This window comes from Desulfofundulus thermobenzoicus (assembly GCF_009428905.1).
GTDB lineage: Bacteria > Bacillota > Desulfotomaculia > Desulfotomaculales > Desulfovirgulaceae > Desulfofundulus_A > Desulfofundulus_A thermobenzoicus.
This window is the reverse complement of record NZ_WHYR01000001.1, coordinates 131,940-152,450: the sequence shown is the minus strand read 5'-3', so window position 1 is coordinate 152,450 and position 20,511 is coordinate 131,940. Positions and strand designations below refer to the sequence as shown.

The 20,511-nt window shown below is 54.6% G+C and carries 19 protein-coding genes and 1 riboswitch; of the genes, 11 read left to right on the top strand and 8 right to left on the bottom strand.

The features are described from left to right. Window positions 1-84: 84 nt before the first annotated feature. Entirely contained in the window at window positions 85-366 is a 282-nt protein-coding gene (locus tag GFC01_RS00680) for a DUF503 domain-containing protein (protein ID WP_341473666.1), read from the top strand. Window positions 367-628: 262 nt separating this feature from the next. On the opposite strand, the gene clpX is transcribed toward GFC01_RS00680, so the two are convergent. From clpX to tig, 3 genes are read right to left on the bottom strand one after another with little or no spacing between them, the layout of a single operon-like run. Next, complete coding sequence (clpX, locus tag GFC01_RS00675) at window positions 629-1,879, bottom strand: ATP-dependent Clp protease ATP-binding subunit ClpX (RefSeq protein WP_152944718.1); 1,251 nt, start codon at window positions 1,877-1,879, stop codon at window positions 629-631. A gap of 15 nt (window positions 1,880-1,894) precedes the next feature. Then, window positions 1,895-2,488 (bottom strand): ATP-dependent Clp endopeptidase proteolytic subunit ClpP, encoded by a 594-nt coding sequence (gene clpP, locus GFC01_RS00670; RefSeq protein ID WP_152944717.1) that lies wholly within the window; start codon window positions 2,486-2,488, stop codon window positions 1,895-1,897. Between the two features lie 59 nt (window positions 2,489-2,547). Beyond that, window positions 2,548-3,891, bottom strand: a complete 1,344-nt coding sequence (tig, locus tag GFC01_RS00665; protein ID WP_152944716.1) for a trigger factor — start codon at window positions 3,889-3,891, stop codon at window positions 2,548-2,550. A gap of 568 nt (window positions 3,892-4,459) precedes the next feature. Between tig and GFC01_RS00660 the strand changes: the two genes are divergently transcribed. The 7 genes from GFC01_RS00660 (at window position 4,460) to GFC01_RS00630 (ending at window position 11,474) form a co-directional block, all read left to right on the top strand. Next, window positions 4,460-4,657 carry an OadG family transporter subunit gene (locus tag GFC01_RS00660; protein ID WP_152944715.1) on the top strand — a complete coding sequence of 66 codons (198 nt, stop codon included), beginning with the start codon at window positions 4,460-4,462 and terminating at the stop codon, window positions 4,655-4,657. Between the two features lie 127 nt (window positions 4,658-4,784). Then, window positions 4,785-5,000, top strand: a complete 216-nt coding sequence (locus GFC01_RS00655) for a biotin/lipoyl-containing protein (protein WP_152944714.1) — start codon at window positions 4,785-4,787, stop codon at window positions 4,998-5,000. Between the two features lie 19 nt (window positions 5,001-5,019). Further along, the gene (locus tag GFC01_RS00650; protein WP_152944713.1) at window positions 5,020-6,135 is read left to right on the top strand and encodes a sodium ion-translocating decarboxylase subunit beta; all 1,116 of its coding nucleotides are present in this window, start codon (window positions 5,020-5,022) and stop codon (window positions 6,133-6,135) included. Window positions 6,136-6,468: 333 nt separating this feature from the next. Next, window positions 6,469-7,503 carry a methionine ABC transporter ATP-binding protein gene (locus tag GFC01_RS00645; protein WP_341473665.1) on the top strand — a complete coding sequence of 345 codons (1,035 nt, stop codon included), beginning with the start codon at window positions 6,469-6,471 and terminating at the stop codon, window positions 7,501-7,503. Next, window positions 7,496-8,158 carry a methionine ABC transporter permease gene (locus GFC01_RS00640; protein ID WP_194174728.1) on the top strand — a complete coding sequence of 221 codons (663 nt, stop codon included), beginning with the start codon at window positions 7,496-7,498 and terminating at the stop codon, window positions 8,156-8,158. Before GFC01_RS00645 ends, GFC01_RS00640 begins: the two co-directional genes overlap by 8 nt. 20 nt (window positions 8,159-8,178) lie before the next feature. Next, window positions 8,179-8,997, top strand: coding sequence for a MetQ/NlpA family ABC transporter substrate-binding protein (locus GFC01_RS00635; RefSeq protein ID WP_152944711.1), 819 nt, complete (start codon window positions 8,179-8,181; stop codon window positions 8,995-8,997). 308 nt (window positions 8,998-9,305) lie between these two features. Beyond that, window positions 9,306-11,474 carry a beta-propeller domain-containing protein gene (locus tag GFC01_RS00630; RefSeq protein ID WP_152944710.1) on the top strand — a complete coding sequence of 723 codons (2,169 nt, stop codon included), beginning with the start codon at window positions 9,306-9,308 and terminating at the stop codon, window positions 11,472-11,474. 257 nt (window positions 11,475-11,731) lie between these two features. On the opposite strand, the gene GFC01_RS00625 is transcribed toward GFC01_RS00630, so the two are convergent. The 5 genes from GFC01_RS00625 to GFC01_RS00605 form a co-directional block, all read right to left on the bottom strand. Further along, on the bottom strand, window positions 11,732-12,175 hold the full coding sequence (locus GFC01_RS00625) for a universal stress protein (RefSeq protein ID WP_152944709.1): 444 nt from the start codon (window positions 12,173-12,175) through the stop codon (window positions 11,732-11,734). Between the two features lie 18 nt (window positions 12,176-12,193). After that, window positions 12,194-13,918 carry an NADH-dependent [FeFe] hydrogenase, group A6 gene (locus GFC01_RS00620; RefSeq protein WP_152944708.1) on the bottom strand — a complete coding sequence of 575 codons (1,725 nt, stop codon included), beginning with the start codon at window positions 13,916-13,918 and terminating at the stop codon, window positions 12,194-12,196. Window positions 13,919-13,937: 19 nt separating this feature from the next. After that, window positions 13,938-15,608, bottom strand: coding sequence for an NADH-quinone oxidoreductase subunit NuoF (nuoF, locus tag GFC01_RS00615; RefSeq protein WP_152944707.1), 1,671 nt, complete (start codon window positions 15,606-15,608; stop codon window positions 13,938-13,940). Further along, the gene (gene nuoE / locus GFC01_RS00610) at window positions 15,601-16,095 is read right to left on the bottom strand and encodes an NADH-quinone oxidoreductase subunit NuoE (RefSeq protein ID WP_152944706.1); all 495 of its coding nucleotides are present in this window, start codon (window positions 16,093-16,095) and stop codon (window positions 15,601-15,603) included. The genes nuoF and nuoE overlap by 8 nt, the downstream gene beginning before the upstream one ends. Before the next feature lie 496 nt (window positions 16,096-16,591). Beyond that, the gene (locus tag GFC01_RS00605; RefSeq protein WP_243137107.1) at window positions 16,592-16,990 is read right to left on the bottom strand and encodes a DUF350 domain-containing protein; all 399 of its coding nucleotides are present in this window, start codon (window positions 16,988-16,990) and stop codon (window positions 16,592-16,594) included. A gap of 337 nt (window positions 16,991-17,327) precedes the next feature. Here GFC01_RS00605 and GFC01_RS00600 point away from each other — a divergent pair, with 337 nt between their 5' ends. From GFC01_RS00600 to fdhD, 3 genes are all read left to right on the top strand, one after another. After that, window positions 17,328-18,236 (top strand): ABC transporter ATP-binding protein, encoded by a 909-nt coding sequence (locus GFC01_RS00600; RefSeq protein WP_152944705.1) that lies wholly within the window; start codon window positions 17,328-17,330, stop codon window positions 18,234-18,236. After that, window positions 18,233-18,922, top strand: a complete 690-nt coding sequence (locus GFC01_RS00595) for a hypothetical protein (RefSeq protein WP_152944704.1) — start codon at window positions 18,233-18,235, stop codon at window positions 18,920-18,922. Before GFC01_RS00600 ends, GFC01_RS00595 begins: the two co-directional genes overlap by 4 nt. Window positions 18,923-19,424: 502 nt before the next feature. Beyond that, window positions 19,425-19,546: riboswitch (molybdenum cofactor riboswitch) on the top strand. Window positions 19,547-19,611: 65 nt separating this feature from the next. Then, the gene (fdhD, locus tag GFC01_RS00590; protein ID WP_243137106.1) at window positions 19,612-20,418 is read left to right on the top strand and encodes a formate dehydrogenase accessory sulfurtransferase FdhD; all 807 of its coding nucleotides are present in this window, start codon (window positions 19,612-19,614) and stop codon (window positions 20,416-20,418) included. Window positions 20,419-20,511 lie beyond the last annotated feature (93 nt).

Genomic DNA, 20,511 nt, shown 5'->3' with positions numbered 1-20,511 from the left:
AACCCGTACGGGGACAGCTATGGCCACCGGTAAATTAAATGTTTTCCGGAAACCTGACTGGATAACCACCGGGGGGAACAAAGAGTGGTCGTAGGGGTACTGGTACTGGAGCTGCGCATGGGCGAAGCCAATTCACTGAAAAGCAAGCGGCGGGTACTGAAAAGTTTACTGGATAAGGTGAAGTCCCGTTATAACGTGTCGGTGGCCGAAGTGGGAAAGCAGGATACCTGGCAGTTCTCCACCGTGGGTGTGTCCTTTATCAGCAACGACAGCGCCCACGTCCACCAGACCCTGTCCGCGGTGGTCCGTTTTGTGGAGGGTATGGGCACGGTGGAACTGCTGGATGTACGCACGGAACTGCTATAAAAAATTGTCAAAAACCAAACAAAGATACAAGCGGCTGTTTTACCTGTTAATGTTTGGTTAAACCGCTACCATGACAACGCGGTGCCAAAGCGGGTTCACTGATCATTTACGAACACCGTGCCTCTGTAGCCAACAGGGCGGTTCTACTGAACATTTAAGTTGCGACAGCAATGATTTATACCAAAAAAGCACAAGCGTTAATTTCGCCTGTGCTTTTTACGTCTATAAACCGTTTGTCCTTTACTTTCCGGCTGCTGTTTTTTTAAGCTGTTTCCTCTTTCTTTTTCTTGCGGTCCACGGCCACCAGCAGGGGCTTTTCCTTCTTTAAGATGGTTTCCCTGGTAATAATCACCTTGGTGATGTCGTCCCGGGAAGGAATGTCATACATTACCTCCAGCATAACATCCTCCAGGATGGCCCGCAGCCCCCGGGCGCCCGTATTGCGCTTTAATGCTTCCTGGGCCACGGTCTTTAAAGCGTCGGGATGGAATTCCAGAGTTACCCCGTCCAGCTCAAAAAGCTTTTCGTACTGCTTGACCAGGGCGTTCCTGGGCTCGGTGAGGATACGTATAAGCGCGTCCTCATCCAGCGCATCCAGGGTGACAATAATGGGCAGGCGGCCGACAAACTCGGGAATCAGGCCGTATTTCAACAGGTCTTCGGGCAGAATATGAGACAGGATCTCGCCAATCTTCCGCTCCCGCCTGGCCTGGATATCGGCGCCGAAGCCCATGGCTTTTCTGCCAATTCGGTTCATGATGATCTTTTCAATGCCGTCAAAGGCACCACCACAGATAAACAGGATATTGGTGGTGTCCAGCTGGATGAATTCCTGGTGGGGGTGCTTGCGCCCGCCCTGGGGCGGCACGCTGGCCACCGTACCTTCCAGGATTTTCAGCAGAGCCTGCTGCACACCCTCCCCGGAAACGTCCCGGGTAATGGAGGGGTTCTCGGACTTGCGGGCTATTTTATCTATTTCGTCAATATAAACTATCCCTTTTTCGGCCTTCTCCACATCGTAATCGGCGGCCTGAATGAGTTTTAGCAGGATGTTTTCCACATCCTCACCCACATAACCGGCCTCCGTCAGCGAAGTGGCATCGGCAATGGCAAAGGGAACGTTCAGCAACCTGGCCAGGGTCTGGGCCAGCAGGGTTTTACCGCAACCGGTGGGCCCCAGCATGACGATGTTGCTCTTTTGAAGCTCCACATCATCGATCTTGCCCCCCAGGTTAATGCGCTTGTAGTGGTTGTATACCGCCACGGCCAGGGATTTTTTGGCGCTCTCCTGGCCTATGACATACTGATCCAGGATATCCTTAATCTCCCTGGGCTTCGGTATATCACTCAGGTCCAGCCCCAGGTCTTCATTTAATTCTTCCTCAATAATCTCGTTACACAGCTCAATGCACTCGTCGCAAATATACACACCGGGTCCGGCCACCAGTTTTTTCACCTGGTCCTGCAGCTTCCCGCAAAAGGAGCACTTGAGCTGACCCTTGTCGTTAAACATGCATTTCCACCTCTCTTACTTGGACTTGCGCCCGGTGAACACCTCGTCTATGATCCCGTATTCCTTTGCCTCCTGGGCGGACATGAAGAAATCCCGTTCGGTGTCCCGGGCAATTTTTTCCTTGGGCTGGCCGGTATGCTTGGCCAGCAATTCATTGAGCACATCCTTCATGCGTAGAATTTCCCGGGCATGAATCTCTATTTCCGTCGCCTGGCCCTGCACTCCACCCAGGGGCTGGTGCAGCATAATCCGGGCGTAGGGAAGGGCGTAACGCTTGCCTTTGGCGCCGGCAGCCAGCAGGAAGGAGCCCATGCTGGCGGCCTGCCCCAGACAAATGGTGGAAACATCCGGCCGGATATATTGCATGGTATCGTAGATGGCCATACCCGCTGTGACCACCCCGCCCGGAGAGTTAATGTAAAAATGGATGTCCTTTTCCGGGTCCTCGGCTTCCAGGAAAAGCATCTGGGCAATGACCAGATTGGCCACGTAATCGTCAATGGGACCGCCGATGAAGATGATGCGGTCCTTCAACAGCCGCGAATAAATATCATATGCCCGCTCACCGCGGTTGGTTTGTTCCACAACAATGGGGACCAACGTAGACATTTACAGGTTACCTCCCGGTTCAAAGTAAATGGATTTTCTGGTGTTATCGTCAACCCGGCTTATTGTTCAGCTGCCGGCTCATCTACCGGTTTGGCCTCCGGCTCTTCATCATGCTCAATGATATTGGCCCGGTCCAGCAGCAACTGCATTACCTTTTCCCGAACCAGGCCCTGGGTCACCGCTTCCAGCTGGCCCTGACTTTCCACTACCTTACGCACCACGGCGGGATCCTGATGCATCTCCGCGGCCATCTTTTCAATCTCGGCCTGTATTTCTTCCTCGCTGACCTTGATGTTTTCCACCCTGGCTATGGCGTCCAGCACCAGCATGGTCTTTAAACTGTCATGGGCATCGGGACGGAACTTTTCCCGCATTTGTTCCAGGGTGGTGTCCTGGTATTTCAGATACATATCCAGGTTAATCCCCTCGGCCAGCAAACGCCGTTCCACGCTTTGGAGCATTTCCTCCACCCGGCTGTCAATCATTTCCTGTGGGATATCCACCCGGGCGTTATCCACGGCCTTTTGCAACACTTCCCGGCGCATTTCGGCCCTGGCTTTGGCCCCGGCGGCCTCCTTTAATTTATTCTCCAGATCGGACCGTAATTCCTCCAGGGTATCAAATTCACTGACATCCTTGGCAAACTCGTCGTCCAGGGAAGCCAGTTCCTTACGCTTGACGGCCTTTATCGTAACGGTGAATTCGGCCTCCTTCCCCGCCAGTTCCTTGTTGGGATAATCACCGGGGAAACGGACCTGGATATCGCGGCTTTCATTAATGGCCATACCCACCAGCTGGTCCTCGAAGCCGGGGACAAAGCGGCCGGAACCCACTTCCAGGGTATAATCCGTCGCCTGTCCCCCTTCAAAGGGCTCTCCATTTACCCGGCCGGTAAAATCCAGGGTAACCAGGTCCCCCTTTTCCACAGTGCCCTCATCCAGGGTAACCAGCTGTGCGTAGCGTTGCTGCAACCGCTCCAGTTCCCTTTGCACATCATCGGCAGTCACTTCCCCGTGGCGCCGGGTTACTTCCAATCCGCTGTACTGCCCCAGTTCCACTTCCGGCTTTACCACCACCCGGGCTTTAAAGACCACGGGTTTACCCTCTTCCACCTGAACCAGTTCCAGCTGCGGCTGGGCCACCGGCTCGATGCCCGTGTCCTCCACCGCCTGAAAATATGCCTCGGGGATTACCATCTCCACCGCTTCATTTATCAGCGCCTGTTTGCCGATATGCCGCTCCAGGATAATCCGGGGAGCTTTGCCGGGCCTGAAACCAGGCACGTTTACCTTTTTAACCAGTTTACGGTAGGCCCGCTCCATGGCCCTGGAAAATTGTTCATTGTCTACCTCTACTTCCAGTAGAACGGTATTTTTTTCTATCCTTTCCGCGTTTGCTTTCATTTATGCTCCCCCTTTAAACCGATTTACTTGAAACCCCTGTCCGCTCCAAAATTAGCCCCTTTTGCCATTATAGCCCGGACAGTACTATAGTGTAACCACTTCGGAGCTAAATACTTAGGTAATTCTACGGGTGACGGTTTTTTCCTCTTTAAAAAACTCCCCTTCCCCAAACCTTTTTTTTATTCCGGGTCAATATAAAAATTTTTACACCAAAAAATGGCTATCCCACCTGGAACACTGGCCCGGTTCATGCTAATATGTAATTGTACCGGATATCAGCCAAACCTTCAATAAGAATTTATGTCAGAAAATGCGGCATTCACCGGGATGACACAAAGGGCAAAAAGCAGCCCCCCACTGAAAGAATACCCTTGAATTAAACAGTAAAAAATAAATTTTCCGAATCTCGGAAGGAAAGCCGGTCCTTATAATATTTAGAAAGTTGTATTAGCTTTTAGAATGAGGGGGTGGTTTCTTCTAAAATCTGTATACAGCATACTGTTCAGTGAATACATGGAACAGTATGAATGCCGGCAGCAAGAAAATACCAGAGGAGGTGTGATGCAAAATGGTGGATTGGTATCAGGCATTGACAGTGGCCATTACCGGCATTGTTTCAGTATTTCTGGCTCTGGGCATACTAAGCGCGGTGGTGGGATTGGCAGGACGTCTGTTTGCTCAGGCAGACTTAAGGCAAAAGCAAAAACAAGCGGTTCAAAAGGATGCCACGCAGAAAGGTTCCGCCAAAGTGGGATCGGTGGCCTGAAAACCGGGATAATTGTTCTTTAAAAACCGCTATTGCTGGCATTACCGGGGAAATCACCGGACATCTGCAGGCCGAAAGGGTACAGGCAGCAAAACTAAATTCTTAATAAAATTAAGGAGGTTTCAATATGAGCGTTCCAGTAAATGCACCCATGGTGGGAAAACTGATTTCGGTGGATGTAAACGTGGGCGATCAGGTCAAGGAAAACGACCCGGTGGCCACCATTGAAGCCATGAAAATGTATGTAAAAATCTATGCCCCTGCCAGCGGGGTGGTCAAAGAAATCAATGCCAATCCCGGGGATGTGGTTAATCCGGATACGGTGATCTTAACTCTGGGCTGAAGGGAAAGGGGGAACCGCCATGCTGGAGCAATTGACGGAAGCCATCAACAGCACCGGGCTCCTCAATTTAACCCCTGGCAATATCGTCATGTGGGCCATAGCCTTTGTGCTGATGTACCTGGCCATTAAAAAGGGCATCGAGCCCCTGCTGCTGGTGCCCATCAGTTTTGGTATCTTTGCCGCCAATTTCCCCCTCACCGGGCTGATGGATGAGGGCGGTTTGTTCTATATGTTTTTCCATAATGGGATCCAGAACGAGTTGATCCCGCCCCTGATCTTTCTGGGCCTGGGGGCCATGACCGATTTCGGCCCGTGCATAGCCAACCCCAAAACCATACTGCTGGGGGCGGCCGCCCAGCTGGGGGTCTATGGGGCTTTCTTTACCGCACTGCTATTTGGTTTTAGCGTCCCTGAGGCGGCCACCATCGGGATCATCGGCGGCGCCGACGGACCCACCACCATCTACCTGTCGGCCAACCTGGCACCCCACCTGATGGGAGCGGTTTCCGTGGCCGCCTACTCCTATATGGCCCTGGTTCCCCTGATCATCCCGCCGGTGGCCAGGCTCCTGACCACCCCTAAAGAAAGGGCCATGGTGATGAAACAAATGCGCCCGGTGAGCAAGGGAGAAAAGGTTATTTTCCCCATCCTGGCCACCATCGTCATTGTCATACTGGTGCCCAAGTCGGCCCCCCTGATGGCCATGTTCATGCTGGGCAACCTGTTCATGGAATCGGGTGTGGTGCAGCGCCTGACCGATGTTTCCCGCAATGAATTGATGAATATAGTGACCATCTTCCTGGGAGTGGGCGTGGGCGCCACCATGTCGGCGGAAAACTTCCTCAGACCGCAAACCATATACATTTTCATCCTGGGTGTGCTGGCTTTTGCCTTTGCCGTAGCCGGCGGCATACTGATTGCCAAGCTGATGAACCTGTTCAGCAAAAACAAAGTGAACCCGCTCATCGGTGCGGCCGGCGTTTCCGCCGTTCCCATGTCCGCCCGGGTGGTGCATACGCTGGGATCCCAGGCCAACCCGCAGAACTACCTGCTCATGCACGCCATGGGACCAAACGTGGCCGGCGTTATCGGCACCGCCGTGGCTGCCGGGGCCTTTATCTCGGCCATCCACTAAATGGGTCGCCCGGCGGAAAGGGCGTACCGAAAAGGGCAGGGGAACGCCTCCCCTGCCATTTTTTTGTTTCCTGCAGATCCGGTGTAAAGTCTTTATTCATTGCCATTCTCGCGGGCCTTTTCCCCTTTTCCCGGATGATGTTTTATTCACGGCTTTATTGACATTCTGCCGCTTCCTCTGATATGATATTATGGAAATTGAATGCGGACAACCCGGGACTCTTTTGCCGGCACAACGGCAAATAAAGGCGGAAAGACCCATGCAAAAACAGCCTCTTTGTCACTGCCTGAAGGCAAAGGGGCGTTTTCGTGTTCGTACCAGGAGGAAACACCGGTGGTCAAAATAGAAAACCTGAGCAAGGTATATAAAACCCGGGACGGCAATGACATCAGGGCACTGGAAAAGGTGGACCTGACCATCCCCGAAGGGGAAATTTTCGGCATCATCGGCTTAAGCGGCGCAGGTAAAAGCACCCTGATCCGGTGCATAAACATGCTGGAGAAACCCACCAGCGGGCGGGTGATCATTGACGGGCGGGATCTGACCGCCCTCCCGGAACGGCAGTTGCGCGCCGCCCGCCGCCAGATCGGCATGATCTTCCAGCATTTCAACCTGCTGTCTTCCCGTACGGTGGCCGGCAATGTAGCCTTTCCCCTGGAAATCGCCGGCCTGCCCCGCCAGGCCATCCGGGAGAAGGTGAAACAGCTGCTGGAGATGGTGGGCCTGGCCGACAAGGCCGGGGTCTATCCATCGGAGCTGTCCGGGGGGCAGAAACAGCGGGTGGGCATTGCCCGGGCACTGGCCAATGATCCCAGACTGCTGCTCTGCGACGAACCCACTTCCGCCCTGGATCCCCAGACCACCCATTCCATTTTGCGGCTGCTGCAGGACATCAACAGGCAGCTGAAGCTGACCATTATCATTATTACCCATGAAATGCCGGTGATCAAAGAAATCTGCGACCGGGTGGCCGTGATCGATCAGGCGCGCATTGTGGAAACGGGACCGGTGCTGGACGTATTCACCGCGCCCCGCACCCCCACGGCCCGGGAGTTTGTCAAAAGCGTCTGGAACACCGCCATCCCGGAAGAACTACTGTACAGGCACCGCCCGGCCCGGGAGGGCGAAAGCCGGCTGGTGCGTCTTTCCTTCATCGGTCAATCGGCCGGTGAGCCGGTTATTTCCACCATGATTCAGAAATACGGCATCCACGCCAACATTCTTTTCGGGAAAATAGACCAGATCAAAAACACTCCCTTCGGCACCCTCACCCTGGAATTACTCGGGTCGCCGGAAGATATCAGCAAAGCCATTGATTTTTTACAAAACCAGCATTTAACCATTGAGGTGTTGGACAACCATGAATGAGTGGACCGGCCAGTTAATTCAGATGGTGGCTCAGGGCACGCTGGAAACCGTTTATATGGTGCTTGTTTCGGTCATCATCGCCTATATTTTCGGCCTTCCCCTGGGGGTGATCCTGGTTATCACCGGTGAAGGACATATCAAACCCGGTCCACGGATAAACCAGGTTCTGGGCACCCTGGTGAACATCGGGCGATCATTCCCCTTTATCATCCTGCTCATCGCCATCATACCCTTTACCCGCCTGGTGGTGGGCACCTTCATCGGCACCACCGCCTCCATTGTCCCCCTTTCCGTGGGGGCCATTCCCTTTGTGGCCCGGCTGGTGGAAACTTCCCTGCGGGAAGTGCCCTGGGGAGTAATCGAAGCCGCCCAGGCCATGGGCGCCTCCCCCTGGCAGATCATCACCCGGGTGCTCATACCGGAATCCATGCCTTCCCTGGTGGCCGGCTTCGTCCTGACCACCATCACCCTGGTGGGTTACTCCGCCATGGCCGGCGTGGTGGGAGGAGGTGGTCTGGGTACACTGGCCTACCAGTACGGTTTTCAGCGCTACCAAAATGACGTGATGGTCGTGACCGTAATCCTGCTCATTATTCTGGTGCAGCTCATTCAAACCGTGGGCGACCGGATCACGGCCAGGGTAAACAAACGTTGAGAAGGAGGTAGGTAAATACCATGAAAAAAATTCTGGCCATCGTCCTTTCCCTGGCTTTTGCCGGTGTCCTTCTGGCCGGCTGCGGGCAGCAGGAAAAGTCAGCCGAGAAACAGCCGGACAAAAAGGAGATCACTGTAGGGGCAACGGCCCGTCCCCATGCGGAAATTCTGGAAAAGGTGAAACCCGTCCTGGAAAAGGAAGGGATCACCCTGAATATCAAAACGTTCAACGACTATGCCCAGCTGAACCCGGCCCTGGCCGACAAGCAAATTGACGCCAACTTCTTCCAGCACATTCCCTACCTGGAGGACTACAATCAAAAAACCGGCAAAAATCTGGTTTACATTGCCAAAGTACATGTGGAACCCATGGGCATTTATTCCAATAAAATTAAAAACGCCGCCGATCTGAAAAACGCCAGAACCATCGCCATCCCCAACGACGCTACCAACGGCGGTCGTGCCCTGATGCTTTTGGAAAAGGCCGGGGTCATTAAACTCAAGGAAGGCAAGGGCATCATGGCCACCAAAATGGATATCTTGGAAAAACCGGCCGGCCTGACCATCCGGGAACTGGATGCGGCCATGCTGCCCCGGGCGCTGACTGACGTGGATGCGGCCGTTATCAACGGCAACTACGCCCTGGAAGCCAAGCTGAATCCGGTGAAGGACGCCGTTTTCCTCGAGGATAAAAGTTCTCCCTTTGCCAACGTACTGGTAGTACGCCCCGAAGATAAAGACAACCCCGCTTTGCAAAAGCTGGCCGAAGCGCTGAACACCCCGGAGATCAAGAAGTTCCTGGAAGAACAGTACCAGGGTGCGGTGATTCCGGCTTTCTAAACAGTTTTGCGGACTGTGCAGGCAAACGGGGCGGTAATGGAGACAAGTGATTCCAGCTTTTTAAACTATTTTAAGGGGCTCCTCCTCTGCCGGGGGGAGCCCCGGCAGTTTTTTCCAAAAGCCGGCTTCCCCTTGCCGGCCGGCCGCGGCCTCGCTCAACCGGGAAATTAAAAAAATTTTTGACCTCCTATCAAAAATTAATTAATAATCAGCCGGCAGTGGGAACATTTTGCCAGGGAGATACGTCAATATGGAATAAACGGCCGGTTGCCGGAACCGGACAAAATCCCCGTGAAAGGAGCAAGGGTATGAACAGGCGGATTAAACTATCCTGTGCGCTGGCTGCCCTTCTGCTGACCGCTGCCCTTCTGCTGGGCACCACTTTACCAACGCACCGGGCATCGGCGGCGGCAATGAAAAGCTTCTCTACATACGAAGAGCTGGTGGCTTACGTCCAGAAAAACACGGCCCTGGCCCGGCAGGTGGGAGGAATGCTTTTTGATGGTGCGGAAAAGGGTTCAGGTACTGGAAGCGTTCCGGCAGCAACTGAACAGGCTCCCCAGGGAATAAAAGGGATGGCCGAAAACGGTGTGGTGCGACAACCTGCTGAGGCCCCGGCGGATTTTTCCACCACCAATGTGCAGGTGGAAGGGGTGGATGAAGCGGACATGGTCAAAAGCGACGGCCGGCACCTGTACGCAGTATCGGGGACCAGGGTGGCCATAGTCATGGCCCAACCGGCCCGGGAGGCAAAAGTGGTCTCCACCATCCAGTGTGACGGCTGGCCGGAGGAGATCATGATCAACAAAGATACCCTGGTCATATTCGGCCGGCAGGCTCCATCCCACCCCGGGCCGCAGCAGTCCGGCAACGGGGATACTAATGGCGGTATTGTGCCAGTTTACCCCGACCGTGTATTTGTTCAGGTTTACAACCTGCAAAACCGGGAGAAACCGGTACGGCAAAGGAACATCACTTTTCAGGGACATTACCTTACATCCCGTATGATTGGCGATTATGTCTATTCCATCTTTAACATGCCCCTGGCGCAGGATCAAATAGAGCTGCCCGAGTTAAATACAAATGGACAGGCCCACCAGATTCAACCCGCAGATATCTTTTATTTTGATTACCCGGATCGTTCTTACCGGTACACCCTGGTCCTCGCCATCAATACCCAAAGCGGCGACAGCAGCACCAGAACCTTTCTCACCGGAACCGGGCAGAGCATTTACGCCTCTACGGGCCACCTCTATTTAACGGGACCCAAAACGCCGGACTTCACGGCTTATACCGGTAAAGTACTGGAGGAAATGTCCACCCTGGTGCCGGCCAAAATAAAAGCAGACATAGATCGCATCAAGAACTCGAATAAGGATCCCGGCCAGAAGTTACAGGAACTGGACCTTTTGCTGGATGGTTTTCTAAGCAGCCTGGACGAAAGGGTGGCCGTTGCCCTGGAAGAACAGTATATAGACATACGCAACAAGTGGAAACAGGAGATGGCCCGGGAAAGGGACAAGACCCTCATCCACAAGCTGGCCCTGAACAAAGACAACGTGGAATACCGCTGCAGCGGAGAGGTGCCGGGGCAGGTGCTCAATCAGTTTTCCATGGATGAATACCAGGGTATGTTTAGAATAGCCACCACCTCCACCGGCAATTTGATCTTCAACGAGCGGCCCGTTACCAGGAATAATATTTATATTCTGAACGAAAACCTGCAAACCGTGGGCAAATTGCAGGGCCTGGCCCCCGCCGAAAGGATCTACGCCGCCCGGTTTATGGGCAGCCGGGCTTATCTGGTCACCTTCCGGAATGTGGATCCCCTGTTCGTGGTAGACTTAAAAGACCCGCGCCAGCCGAAAGTGCTGGGTGAATTAAAGATTCCCGGTTACTCGGGTTACCTGCATCCTTACGATGAGAATCACCTGATCGGCATCGGCCGGGAAATCATAGAGCAGCCGGTACCGCTGGCCCAATCCCGGCCCGAAATAGCCATTTTCCAGCCGCCGGTGCCCCGGGACGAAGGGATCAAAGTTGCCTTCTTCGATGTCAGCGACCCGTCCAATCCAAAAGAAACGGCCAAATATGTAATCCAGGGAGATGCCGATTCGCCGGCCCTGCAGGACCACAGGGCGGTACTGTTCAGCCGGTCGAAAAACCTGCTGGCCATACCGGTTTCCTTTTCGCCCCGTTTCATTATCATGGAGCAACCGGAGACCAAACCAGGGAAAAAACCCGTTGATCCGGGTTTCTGGACCGGAGTCTATGTCTTTACCCTTTCACCGGAACAGGACATTAACCTGAAAGGGAAAGTGATCCACGGTGAAAACCTTTCCGCACCGCCGGAAGCGCCCGCACTGGTAAAAAGATCCCTTTACATCGACAACGTTTTGTACACCGTCTCGGAACAAACGATCAAATTAAGTGATCTGGAAAACCTTAAAGAAATTAAACAAATCCGGCTGCAATAAGTTATAATTTACGGCCCGCCGGCCCCCATACCCCACAAAGGGCCGGCGGCAACCATATGGCCCGCAAACTTACAGGCCGGCCGTGGAATCAAGGCATTCCTGCCAGCAGGCTCTGAACCCTTGAAAGCAGCCCAATGGGCCCCCCCTCCCCCCGAAACACCCTGAGCAGTGGACTTTCACCACCAAGTTAACGCCCATGCCGGGCGCACAAAAATTCACGGGCCCCGGCAAGCCGGGGCCTTCTCAATCCCTGTCACCTACCGCACCACCAGCACCGGGCACTTGCAACGGCGCACCACCCGCTGGCTGATGCTGCCCAGCAGCCACTCATCCACATCGTCCCAGCCCCGGCTGCCCATTACCACCAGGTCATACCGGCCTTCGGCCGCTTCCTGGATAATCTCCCTGGCCGGTTCTCCCCATACCGCCTTTTCTTTAAAAATAACTTTAAAACCCTCACAATCTTTCAGTGCATCTTCCAGCACCCGGCTGCCGAATCTGGCTATGCGGTCCTTCACCTGGTAATATATTTCCCCCAGTTTGCCGCTGAAGGTCTCGAACATTTCCGTGGGCGAGGGCAGCTGCATCACATGAAAGAGCATCACTTCCGCCCCGAATTTTTCGGCCATGCGAGCGGCCGTTTTTACAGCCAGCCGGGAAGCCTCGGACCCGTCCACGGGCACCAGGATTTTTTTAAACATTAACCTCTACCCCCTTGGTTAAAACTTGCCCCGGGCCGTATAACGGGTGTGCAGCAGGTGGTGGGATTTTTCACCCAGGGGCTGGCCCAGGAATTCTGCATAGAGCCTTTTGATGGACGGGTTTTCATGGGACTTGCGGAGCTTTAAATCCCTGTCCTCCTGGTACAGCGCCCGGGCGCGCAGTTCTCTGATTTCGTTGTTTACCGGCAGGGGCTGCCCGCCGCCGCTGACACATCCCCCGGGACAGGCCATGATTTCAATAAAATGATAGCCGGCGCTGCCGTTCTTTATCTTTTCCAGTATCTTCCGGGCATTGCCCAGCCCGTGGGCCACAGCCACCTTTAACTCACCAAGACCGTCCAGGGGCACCACCGCCTCCTTGATGCCTTCCAGGCCCCTGACGGCGGTAAACTCCAGATTCTCCAGGGTTTTCCCGGTAGCCACCTCACAGGCGGTGCGCAGCGCCGCTTCCATCACCCCGCCGGTGGCGCCGAAAATGGTGCCCGCGCCGCTGTACTCGCCCAGGGGATCGTCGTAGTAGCCGTCCTCCAGGCCGGCAAAATCTATGCCCGCCTGCTTGATCATCCGGGCCAGTTCCCGGGTGGTGAGCACATAATCCACATCTTTGTAACCGCTGCCGTTCATTTCGGGGCGGCTGCACTCAAACTTTTTGGCCGTGCAGGGCATCACCGAGACCACCACCATGTCCTGCGGGTCTATACCCGTCTTCCGGGCATAATAGGTCTTCACCAAAGCGCCCATCATCTGATGGGGGGACTTGCAGGTGGACAGGTGGGGCAGCAGTTCCGGGTAGAAGTGCTCGATGAATTTGATCCAGCCCGGGCTGCAGCTGGTGATCATGGGCAGCACGCCGCCCTCTTTGATCCTCTTTAACAGTTCGTGGCCCTCTTCCATAATGGTCAGGTCGGCGGCAAAGTTGGTGTCAAAGACCCGGTTGAAGCCCAGCCGCCGCACCGCCGAGAGCATTTTCCCGGTCACCAGCGTACCGGGTGGATAGCCAAATTCCTCCCCCAGGGCCGCCCGCACCGCCGGGGCGTCCTGCACCACCACAAATTTGGTGGGGTCGAAAATGGCCTGCCATACTTCCTCTATGTTCTCCTTCTCCTGCAGGGCGCCCACCGGACAGGCCAGTATGCACTGGCCGCACAGGGCGCAGGCCACGTCATGCAGGCTCTGGCCGAAGGCCGGTTCCACCCGGGTCTTGAAGCCCCGGCCCTGGACCGAGATGGCCGCCACCCCCTGCACCTCCCTGCAGACGGTGACACAGCGGCGGCAGAGGATGCATTTGCTCTGGTCCCGGACAATGGAAGGGGAAAGGTCGTCCAGGCGCCCTTCGCTTTTCTCGCCGGTAAACCGCACCTCCCGGATCCCCAGTTCATCGGCCAGCCGCTGCAATTCGCACCGCTGGTTGCGGGGACAGGTCAGGCAGTCATCCATGGGGTGGTTGGAGACAATCATTTCCACCGTAAACTTTCTGGCCCGGCGCACCCGGGGGGTATTGGTATGCACCACCATGCCCTCGCTCACCGGGAACACGCAGGCCGGCTGCAGGTTGCGGTTGCCCTCCACCTCCACCAGGCATACCCGGCAGGCCCCGATGGCCTGTACTTCGGGCAGGTAGCAGAGGGTGGGAATGCGAATGCTGGCCCCTTTAGCCGCTTCCAGAATGGTGCTGCCCGGTGGGGCCTGCACCCTGTGGCCGTCTATGGTTAACGTTACCATGCCCTTCACCCTCCCGTTCTTAAGAAATCTTTACTGCCGGCTGTTTCTTCAGGCGCCTGCACACCCCGGCCCGGCAATGCTTATCCCGGATGTGCTCCAGGTACTCGTCCCGGAAGTACCTGATGGTGGTCAGCACCGGGTTGGGCGCGGTCTGCCCCAGGCCGCACAGGGCGGCGTCCTTGATGCTCAGACACAGCTCTTCCAGCCGGTCCAGATCGTCCTCCCGGCCCCGGCCCTGGGTGATGCGGACGAGGATTTCCAGAATCCTTTTGGTGCCGATGCGGCAGGGGGGACATTTGCCGCAGGACTCGTTCTGGGTAAAGTCCATGAAGAAGCGGGCGAAGTCCACAATGCAGGTGTCCTCGTCGGTGATGATCAAACCGCCCGATCCCACAATGGCGCCAATTTTACTCAACGACTCGTAGTCAATGGGTATATCCAGATACGCCGCCGGGATGCAGCCCCCCGAGGGCCCGCCGGTCTGGGCGGCCTTGAAATTCTTACCGTCCCTGATGCCGCCGCCGATTTTATACACCAGGTCCCTCAAGGTGGTGCCCAGGGGCACTTCCACCAGGCCGGTGTTCACCACACTGCCGGCCAGGGCAAAGACCTTGGTCCCCTTGCTTTTTTCCGTGCCGAAACCGGCAAACCAGTCGGCCCCCTTCAAGATGATCACGGGGATATTGGCAAGTGTTTCCACATTGTTGATCACCGTGGGACAGCCAAAGAGGCCCTTTTCGGCGGGGAAGGGAGGCCTGGGCCGGGGCTCGCCCCTTTTACCTTCAATGGAGGTCAACAGGGCCGTCTCCTCGCCGCAGACAAAGGCGCCGGCGCCGATTCTTATTTCCACATCAAAGTGAAAACCGGTGCCGAAAATGTCCTCCCCCAGGTAGCGGTGTTCCCTGGCCTGCTCAATGGCCCGGGTCAATCGCTCGATGGCCAGGGGATATTCCGCCCGGATATACACGTAGCCCTGGCTGGCCCCGATGGTGTAGCCGGCAATGGCCATGGCTTCAATGACACTGTGGGGATCCCCCTCCAGTACGCTGCGATCCATGAAGGCGCCCGGGTCACCCTCATCGGCGTTGCACACCACATATTTGGTTGTGCCCGCGGCCTGGCGGGCAAACTGCCACTTCAACCCGGTGGGGAATCCGGCTCCCCCCCGCCCCCGCAGCCCGGACCGGGTGACCACATCAATCACTTCCCCGGGGGTCATGGCCGTCAGCGCCCGGTGCAGCGCCCGGTAGCCGTCCCGGGCCACATATTCCTCTATGTTCATGGGGTCGATCAGGCCGCAGTTACGCAGGACGATCTTCTCCTGATATTTAAAGAAATCAATATCCCGCATGCGGGGGATGCTTTTGCCCGTGACCGGATCCTTGTAAAGCAACCTTTCCACGGGCCGACCCTTGATCAGGTGCTCCACCACAATTTCTTCCGCATCCGGCGGAACGAGCTTCTGGTAAAGGATCCCCTCCGGGTTGATCAGCACCAGCGGACCCAGGTTGCAGGAGCCTATGCAGCCGGTCTCAATCACCTTGACCTCCTGCTGCAGGCCGTGATTTTCAATTTTCTCCACCAGGGCATCCCTGATCTTGCGGCATCCGGAGGATACACAACCGGCGCCGGCACAGACCAGGACCTGCGCACGCCATGATTTCACCCCGACCCCCTCCTTCTTACTCATATTTGTCCAGGATTTCACTAATCCGGGCAGGCTCCACCCGGGCATAGACATCCTCATCGATCAAAACCGCCGGCGCCAGGCTGCAGGCGCCCACACAGCGCACTTCGTTTAAAGAGAAGCGTCTATCTTTAGTGGTATCCCCCACCCGGACCCCCAGGTCCTTTTCCAGATATTCCACTATTTTTTGTCCGCCGCGCACATAGCAGGCCGTGCCCAGGCACACCCGGATCTCGTGCCTGCCCCGGGGCACCAGGGAAAAGAAGGCGTAAAAGGTAGCCACACCGTATACCTCGCTCAAGGGGACAGAAAGCCCTTCGGCCACCATCTCCTGCACTTTCCGGGGCAGGTAGCCGAAAAGACTCTGGGCCCTGTGCAGCACCGTGATCAGGGCGTTGGGGTTGCCGCGGTGCTGATCGATATACCGCGCCATTTCGGGATAGAGTTCCTCCTCATTGATCGGAGCGCAGGTGCAGCCTTGCTCTTTCATAATCCAGACCTCCCTGTATTGGTCGTCGGTTGTTGGTCGTTGGAAATTAATGTACCTGGTTGTCAACTTACCGGACGGAGGCATTCTTTTGCGCCACATCCCGGGTCAAGCACTTCCGGACAAAGGCGGTTACTCCTTTCATACCACCACCCACATGTTGCCCGCAGCGATATTCATCCGGTGTGGGAATTTTTGTTTATTACCACCTCCCCGGATTAGGATAGTGATTGTGTTCTCTATCACATTTACTGATATAAAAGAGGCCTGAGAAGATCTCTTCCCGGGCTGCAATAACAAGGGCAGTCATTTGTAATACTTATTGCTCTTAAATTATATCATACGGAAAAATTTATGACAATCGCTTGCGGCGGACACAAAAAAGTTGTTATTTAATAAATGTTTGCACTTTTGCAAAATACGTCATCCCCAGCTTTTCCTGAACCCGGTTAAAAACTCATTAAGCTTATTAGACTTTTTACCGGGCGTACTTTCCCGGTCAGGAAATGCTTGCTCCAATGATCAGGCTGGCCGCCAGGGAAAAGACCATGGACAGCGCACCCACCGCCACATTGCCCCCGGCTATCTCTTCGTTTACCTTCAACCGGGGAGTCAACCATTCAAAGGCCAGATAAACCAGGAGCAGCAGAACCATTCCCGCCATACCCCAGGCTACAATTTCCACGGCGCCCATATTGCTCATGATGGCAAAGCGCATGACGTTGGCCAGGCCCAGAACCTTGCCGCCCAGGGCCAGGGCGGCGGCCACGTTGCCCCGCTGGATTTCCTCCCAATCGTTATACCTGGTTAACCGGCAGAAAAGAAAAACCATCAGCAGGACAAGAAAAATAGACACCGCAAAACAAATCAGGCTGGATGCCAGCTGGTGCCAGTACAACCTTTCATCCCCCTTATACCGGTTTATTTTTTTTTACATGGTATATGTTTTCGTTATTTGATTTGCGCCCGCTTAAGGGATTTTTTCCAACGTACCGGCGGTTGTGCATCACCCCCTGGTCAAAATATTTGAAATGGGGATGGTGCATGATTGCGGTCCATCTCCGGTAGTAGGACCCGGACGGCAGTTTTCTCCGTTCAAACATTTTCCCGACCATTATATCATAGCAGGCGCCATCCTAAAACCGGGAAAGCGGTTTTTACCCGTGAGGAGATTCTGGATGATATCCACTCCTGAGTGTGATATTATATCACCAGGTAATTTATAGAGGTGCAAGATGAAAACTATTATAGCAATCAACAATCTAGGCAAACGCTATGCAAGGTCACCAGGCTGGGCACTAAAGGACATTTCCTTGACCATTCACTCAGGCGAAGTTTTTGGACTGGTGGGCGAAAACGGAGCGGGAAAGACCACTTTCATCCGTCTTCTTTTGGGTTTAATCCGCCCCACAACCGGTCAGGTTAAGTTCTCACACTCTCCAGGGATTGGCTATGTCCCCGACCGGCCCGTTTTCTATACAACATTCACAGTGACGGAATACCTCAATTTGCTGGGACAGTTAACCGGGCTAAAAGGCAAAAGGCTTAAGGATAGAGTGGATCATGCTCTTCACCTGGCTAACCTCGCGGATAGGGCCGGATACAGGATAGGAACTCTTTCGCGGGGCATGCTGCAGCGACTGGGGATTGCCCAGGCCATTCTTGGTGATCCGGAAATCATTATTATGGACGAGCCGGCAGCGGGCCTTGATCCCTTCGGGCAAAAAGGAATCAGAGATATCATTCTCCGGCTTCATCAGCAGGGCAAAACCATATTATTCAGCTCCCATTACCTTGCGGAGATTGAACGCGTATGCAGTCGTGTGGGGGTTCTTCACAAGGGGCGACTCGTCCTTAACCGCGGCATTGGTGAACTGATGCGGGAGCGGCGACAGATGGTGGCAATTGAAATTGACGCAGAGGCCATTGTACTGGAAGAAGCGCTTTCGCGTCTGGAATTGGATTGCGAACTTGAAGGGCATAGAATTATTTTTCACCATTTAGATGACGACCGCTACTTTGCCGTCATGCAATTGCTCGGTGAACGCCGCATCCGGGTGTTGTCACTCAGCCACCCCGGATTATTCCTGGAGGACGTTTTCCTGACGGCAACCAATCATTTAGAGAGAGGGAGAAGCCGGTGAAAGTATTTGCCCTGGCCTGGTTTTTTTTGCGGGATCACTTTAGAACTTATGCCGTTTGGGCTGAGGTGATTATAATTGCTCTGTTTCTGGCCATCTTTTTTGGTCCCACCCCTAAACAAGAACCACATACCTGGGCCTCTCTTGCAGTTGGCCTGGGTTTTTTTACCATAGTCCTGTCCGCCGTATGTACGACCTCTCTTATCTGGCGTAATGCTGATAGCAAGATGACCGTTTTTATGTTAAAAGCAGGAAAAACTGCATACTATACTGGTTTATTGCTTGCTTCCCTATCCCTTAGCGCCTTCTGGATAGCTATTGTTACCGCCTGTACGATCCTGGTTTTGCCGTTATCCGGACATATTTTGCCATTAACTTTGCTGGCTGCCGTTACCGGCAACCTGTTCGTCGTCACGGGACTTTTTATTTTGTTTTCATCCCTGACTGGAAGGGCCATTGATCCTGTTTACGCTGTTATCCTGGTACTCCTCGGTTTAGGCAGCTATTTTTTTAATGAACTGGGAGGCCCCTGGATATGGCTGAACGTCTTCCTGCCGCCTCTATTGTCGAACATCAACGCAACAACTGGCGCCTCAAGCGTACCGATCATCCGGTCTTTAACATACTTTACGGTAACTGTCGCCCTGGGTCTGATCCGTTTTACCCGGCGTGAATTTATCTGGTCTTAATATTAGCTTCTTGCCTGAAACTTTAAAACGGTGTGATTGAACTCGTCCGGCTTGTCCCGCGGCGCCAGTGTCCACACGCTGGGATAATGTGGAGCTCGGAGTTTTTAATCAACCTGTGTGCGTCTATGCCGGACTTACCGGAGGTGAAAAGGCGTAAAAGCCAGCCAGGTACAGGAGGTCAGGGCCATCCTTGGTGAACTTAAGTTAACCACCATCCGGGACAACCTGGAGGAATTCCTCAGACGGCGATTTTGGATAACCTTTCCTGTCTGGATTTTGTGCACCGGTTATTTTGGGCGGTATTCCAGTCGCCCTACGGGCTCCTTCCATACCGCCCAAAACTATATTATGTTCATTAACTGAAAAATCGTCTAAAATTATTGACCGTTCACAATAGTATAGTGTAGTATAATATTCAAAATGACTTCTCCGTTCCGGGCGGCCTTAACCACAAAGGTGTGATTATCAGGCCGTGGAACCGGGTCAAGGCTTTTTAACAGCTGAACATCGAGCTCTCCGAGCCAAAATACCTAAGGCACTGCGGAGCTATGGTTTTTGGCCGTCAGGGTGCGCTGGGAAACCAGCGTGCCTTCCATTGCGAAAAGGAGGGCTGAGCCGGGCAACGATGTCGGGCTGGCTTTGCTTTTTGCAATGCCGCCCGGCATTTCACTTTACCGGAGGAAACAGCAATGAATGAGAACACCGGCACGTCTCTTTCCCTTTATACGAAACGCAACATCACCATATTCGACCGGAGCGGGATGCAATCCGGCAGCGCCCTGATTGTGAGTGAAATGCCGCTGACAATATTTTTGAACGATGTGGAACTGGTCACCCTGACCTGTTCACCAGGCGCAGGCGAAGAATTGGCCGCCGGTTTTTTGCTCAGCGAGGGGCTGGTGCAAAGCCCTGCGGACATCAGGGAAATTACCTGCTGTGAAGAAGAAGGGTTGCTGCGGGTCCGAACCAATTCCCCCGTGTCCCCAGGGGAGAACTTCCTGCGTCGCCATATCGCCGTCTGCTGCGGCAAGGTGCGGGCAGCCCCGTACATTGCCAGCGATGCTCTCCGGCTGCAACCAGTGCAGTCTTCAAACGTGTTCGCCGCCCCCCATCTTTTACAGCTGATGGTCCTGCTGGATGAGAAATCCGCTACCTTCCGCCTGACGGGCGGGGTGCACTGCGCAGCCCTGGCCGACGGCAGGGACTTGCTGGTAATGTACGAGGATATAGGCCGCCATAATGCCGTGGACAAGGTTCTGGGCCACGCCTTTTTAAGACGCATCGCACCTGCGGACAAATGCCTGTTGCTCAGCGGGCGCATTTCCTCGGAAATTATCATCAAAGCGGTTCGCAGCGGCATCCCGCTGGTGGTGTCGCGATCGGCACCCACGCTGCTGGCCGTGGATCTGGCCGAACAGCTGGGCATAGCCCTGGTTGGCTTTGCCCGCGGGCAGCGTTTGAACGTATACAGCCATAAAGAGAAGGTGGTGACGTAAGCACCCGTTCAAAGGCGGCCGCAGAGCAGGCATCGAGTGGCCGTTCCGGACCCCGGGTTCGCAATCCATATCTTCAACCCAAGGTATGCAACC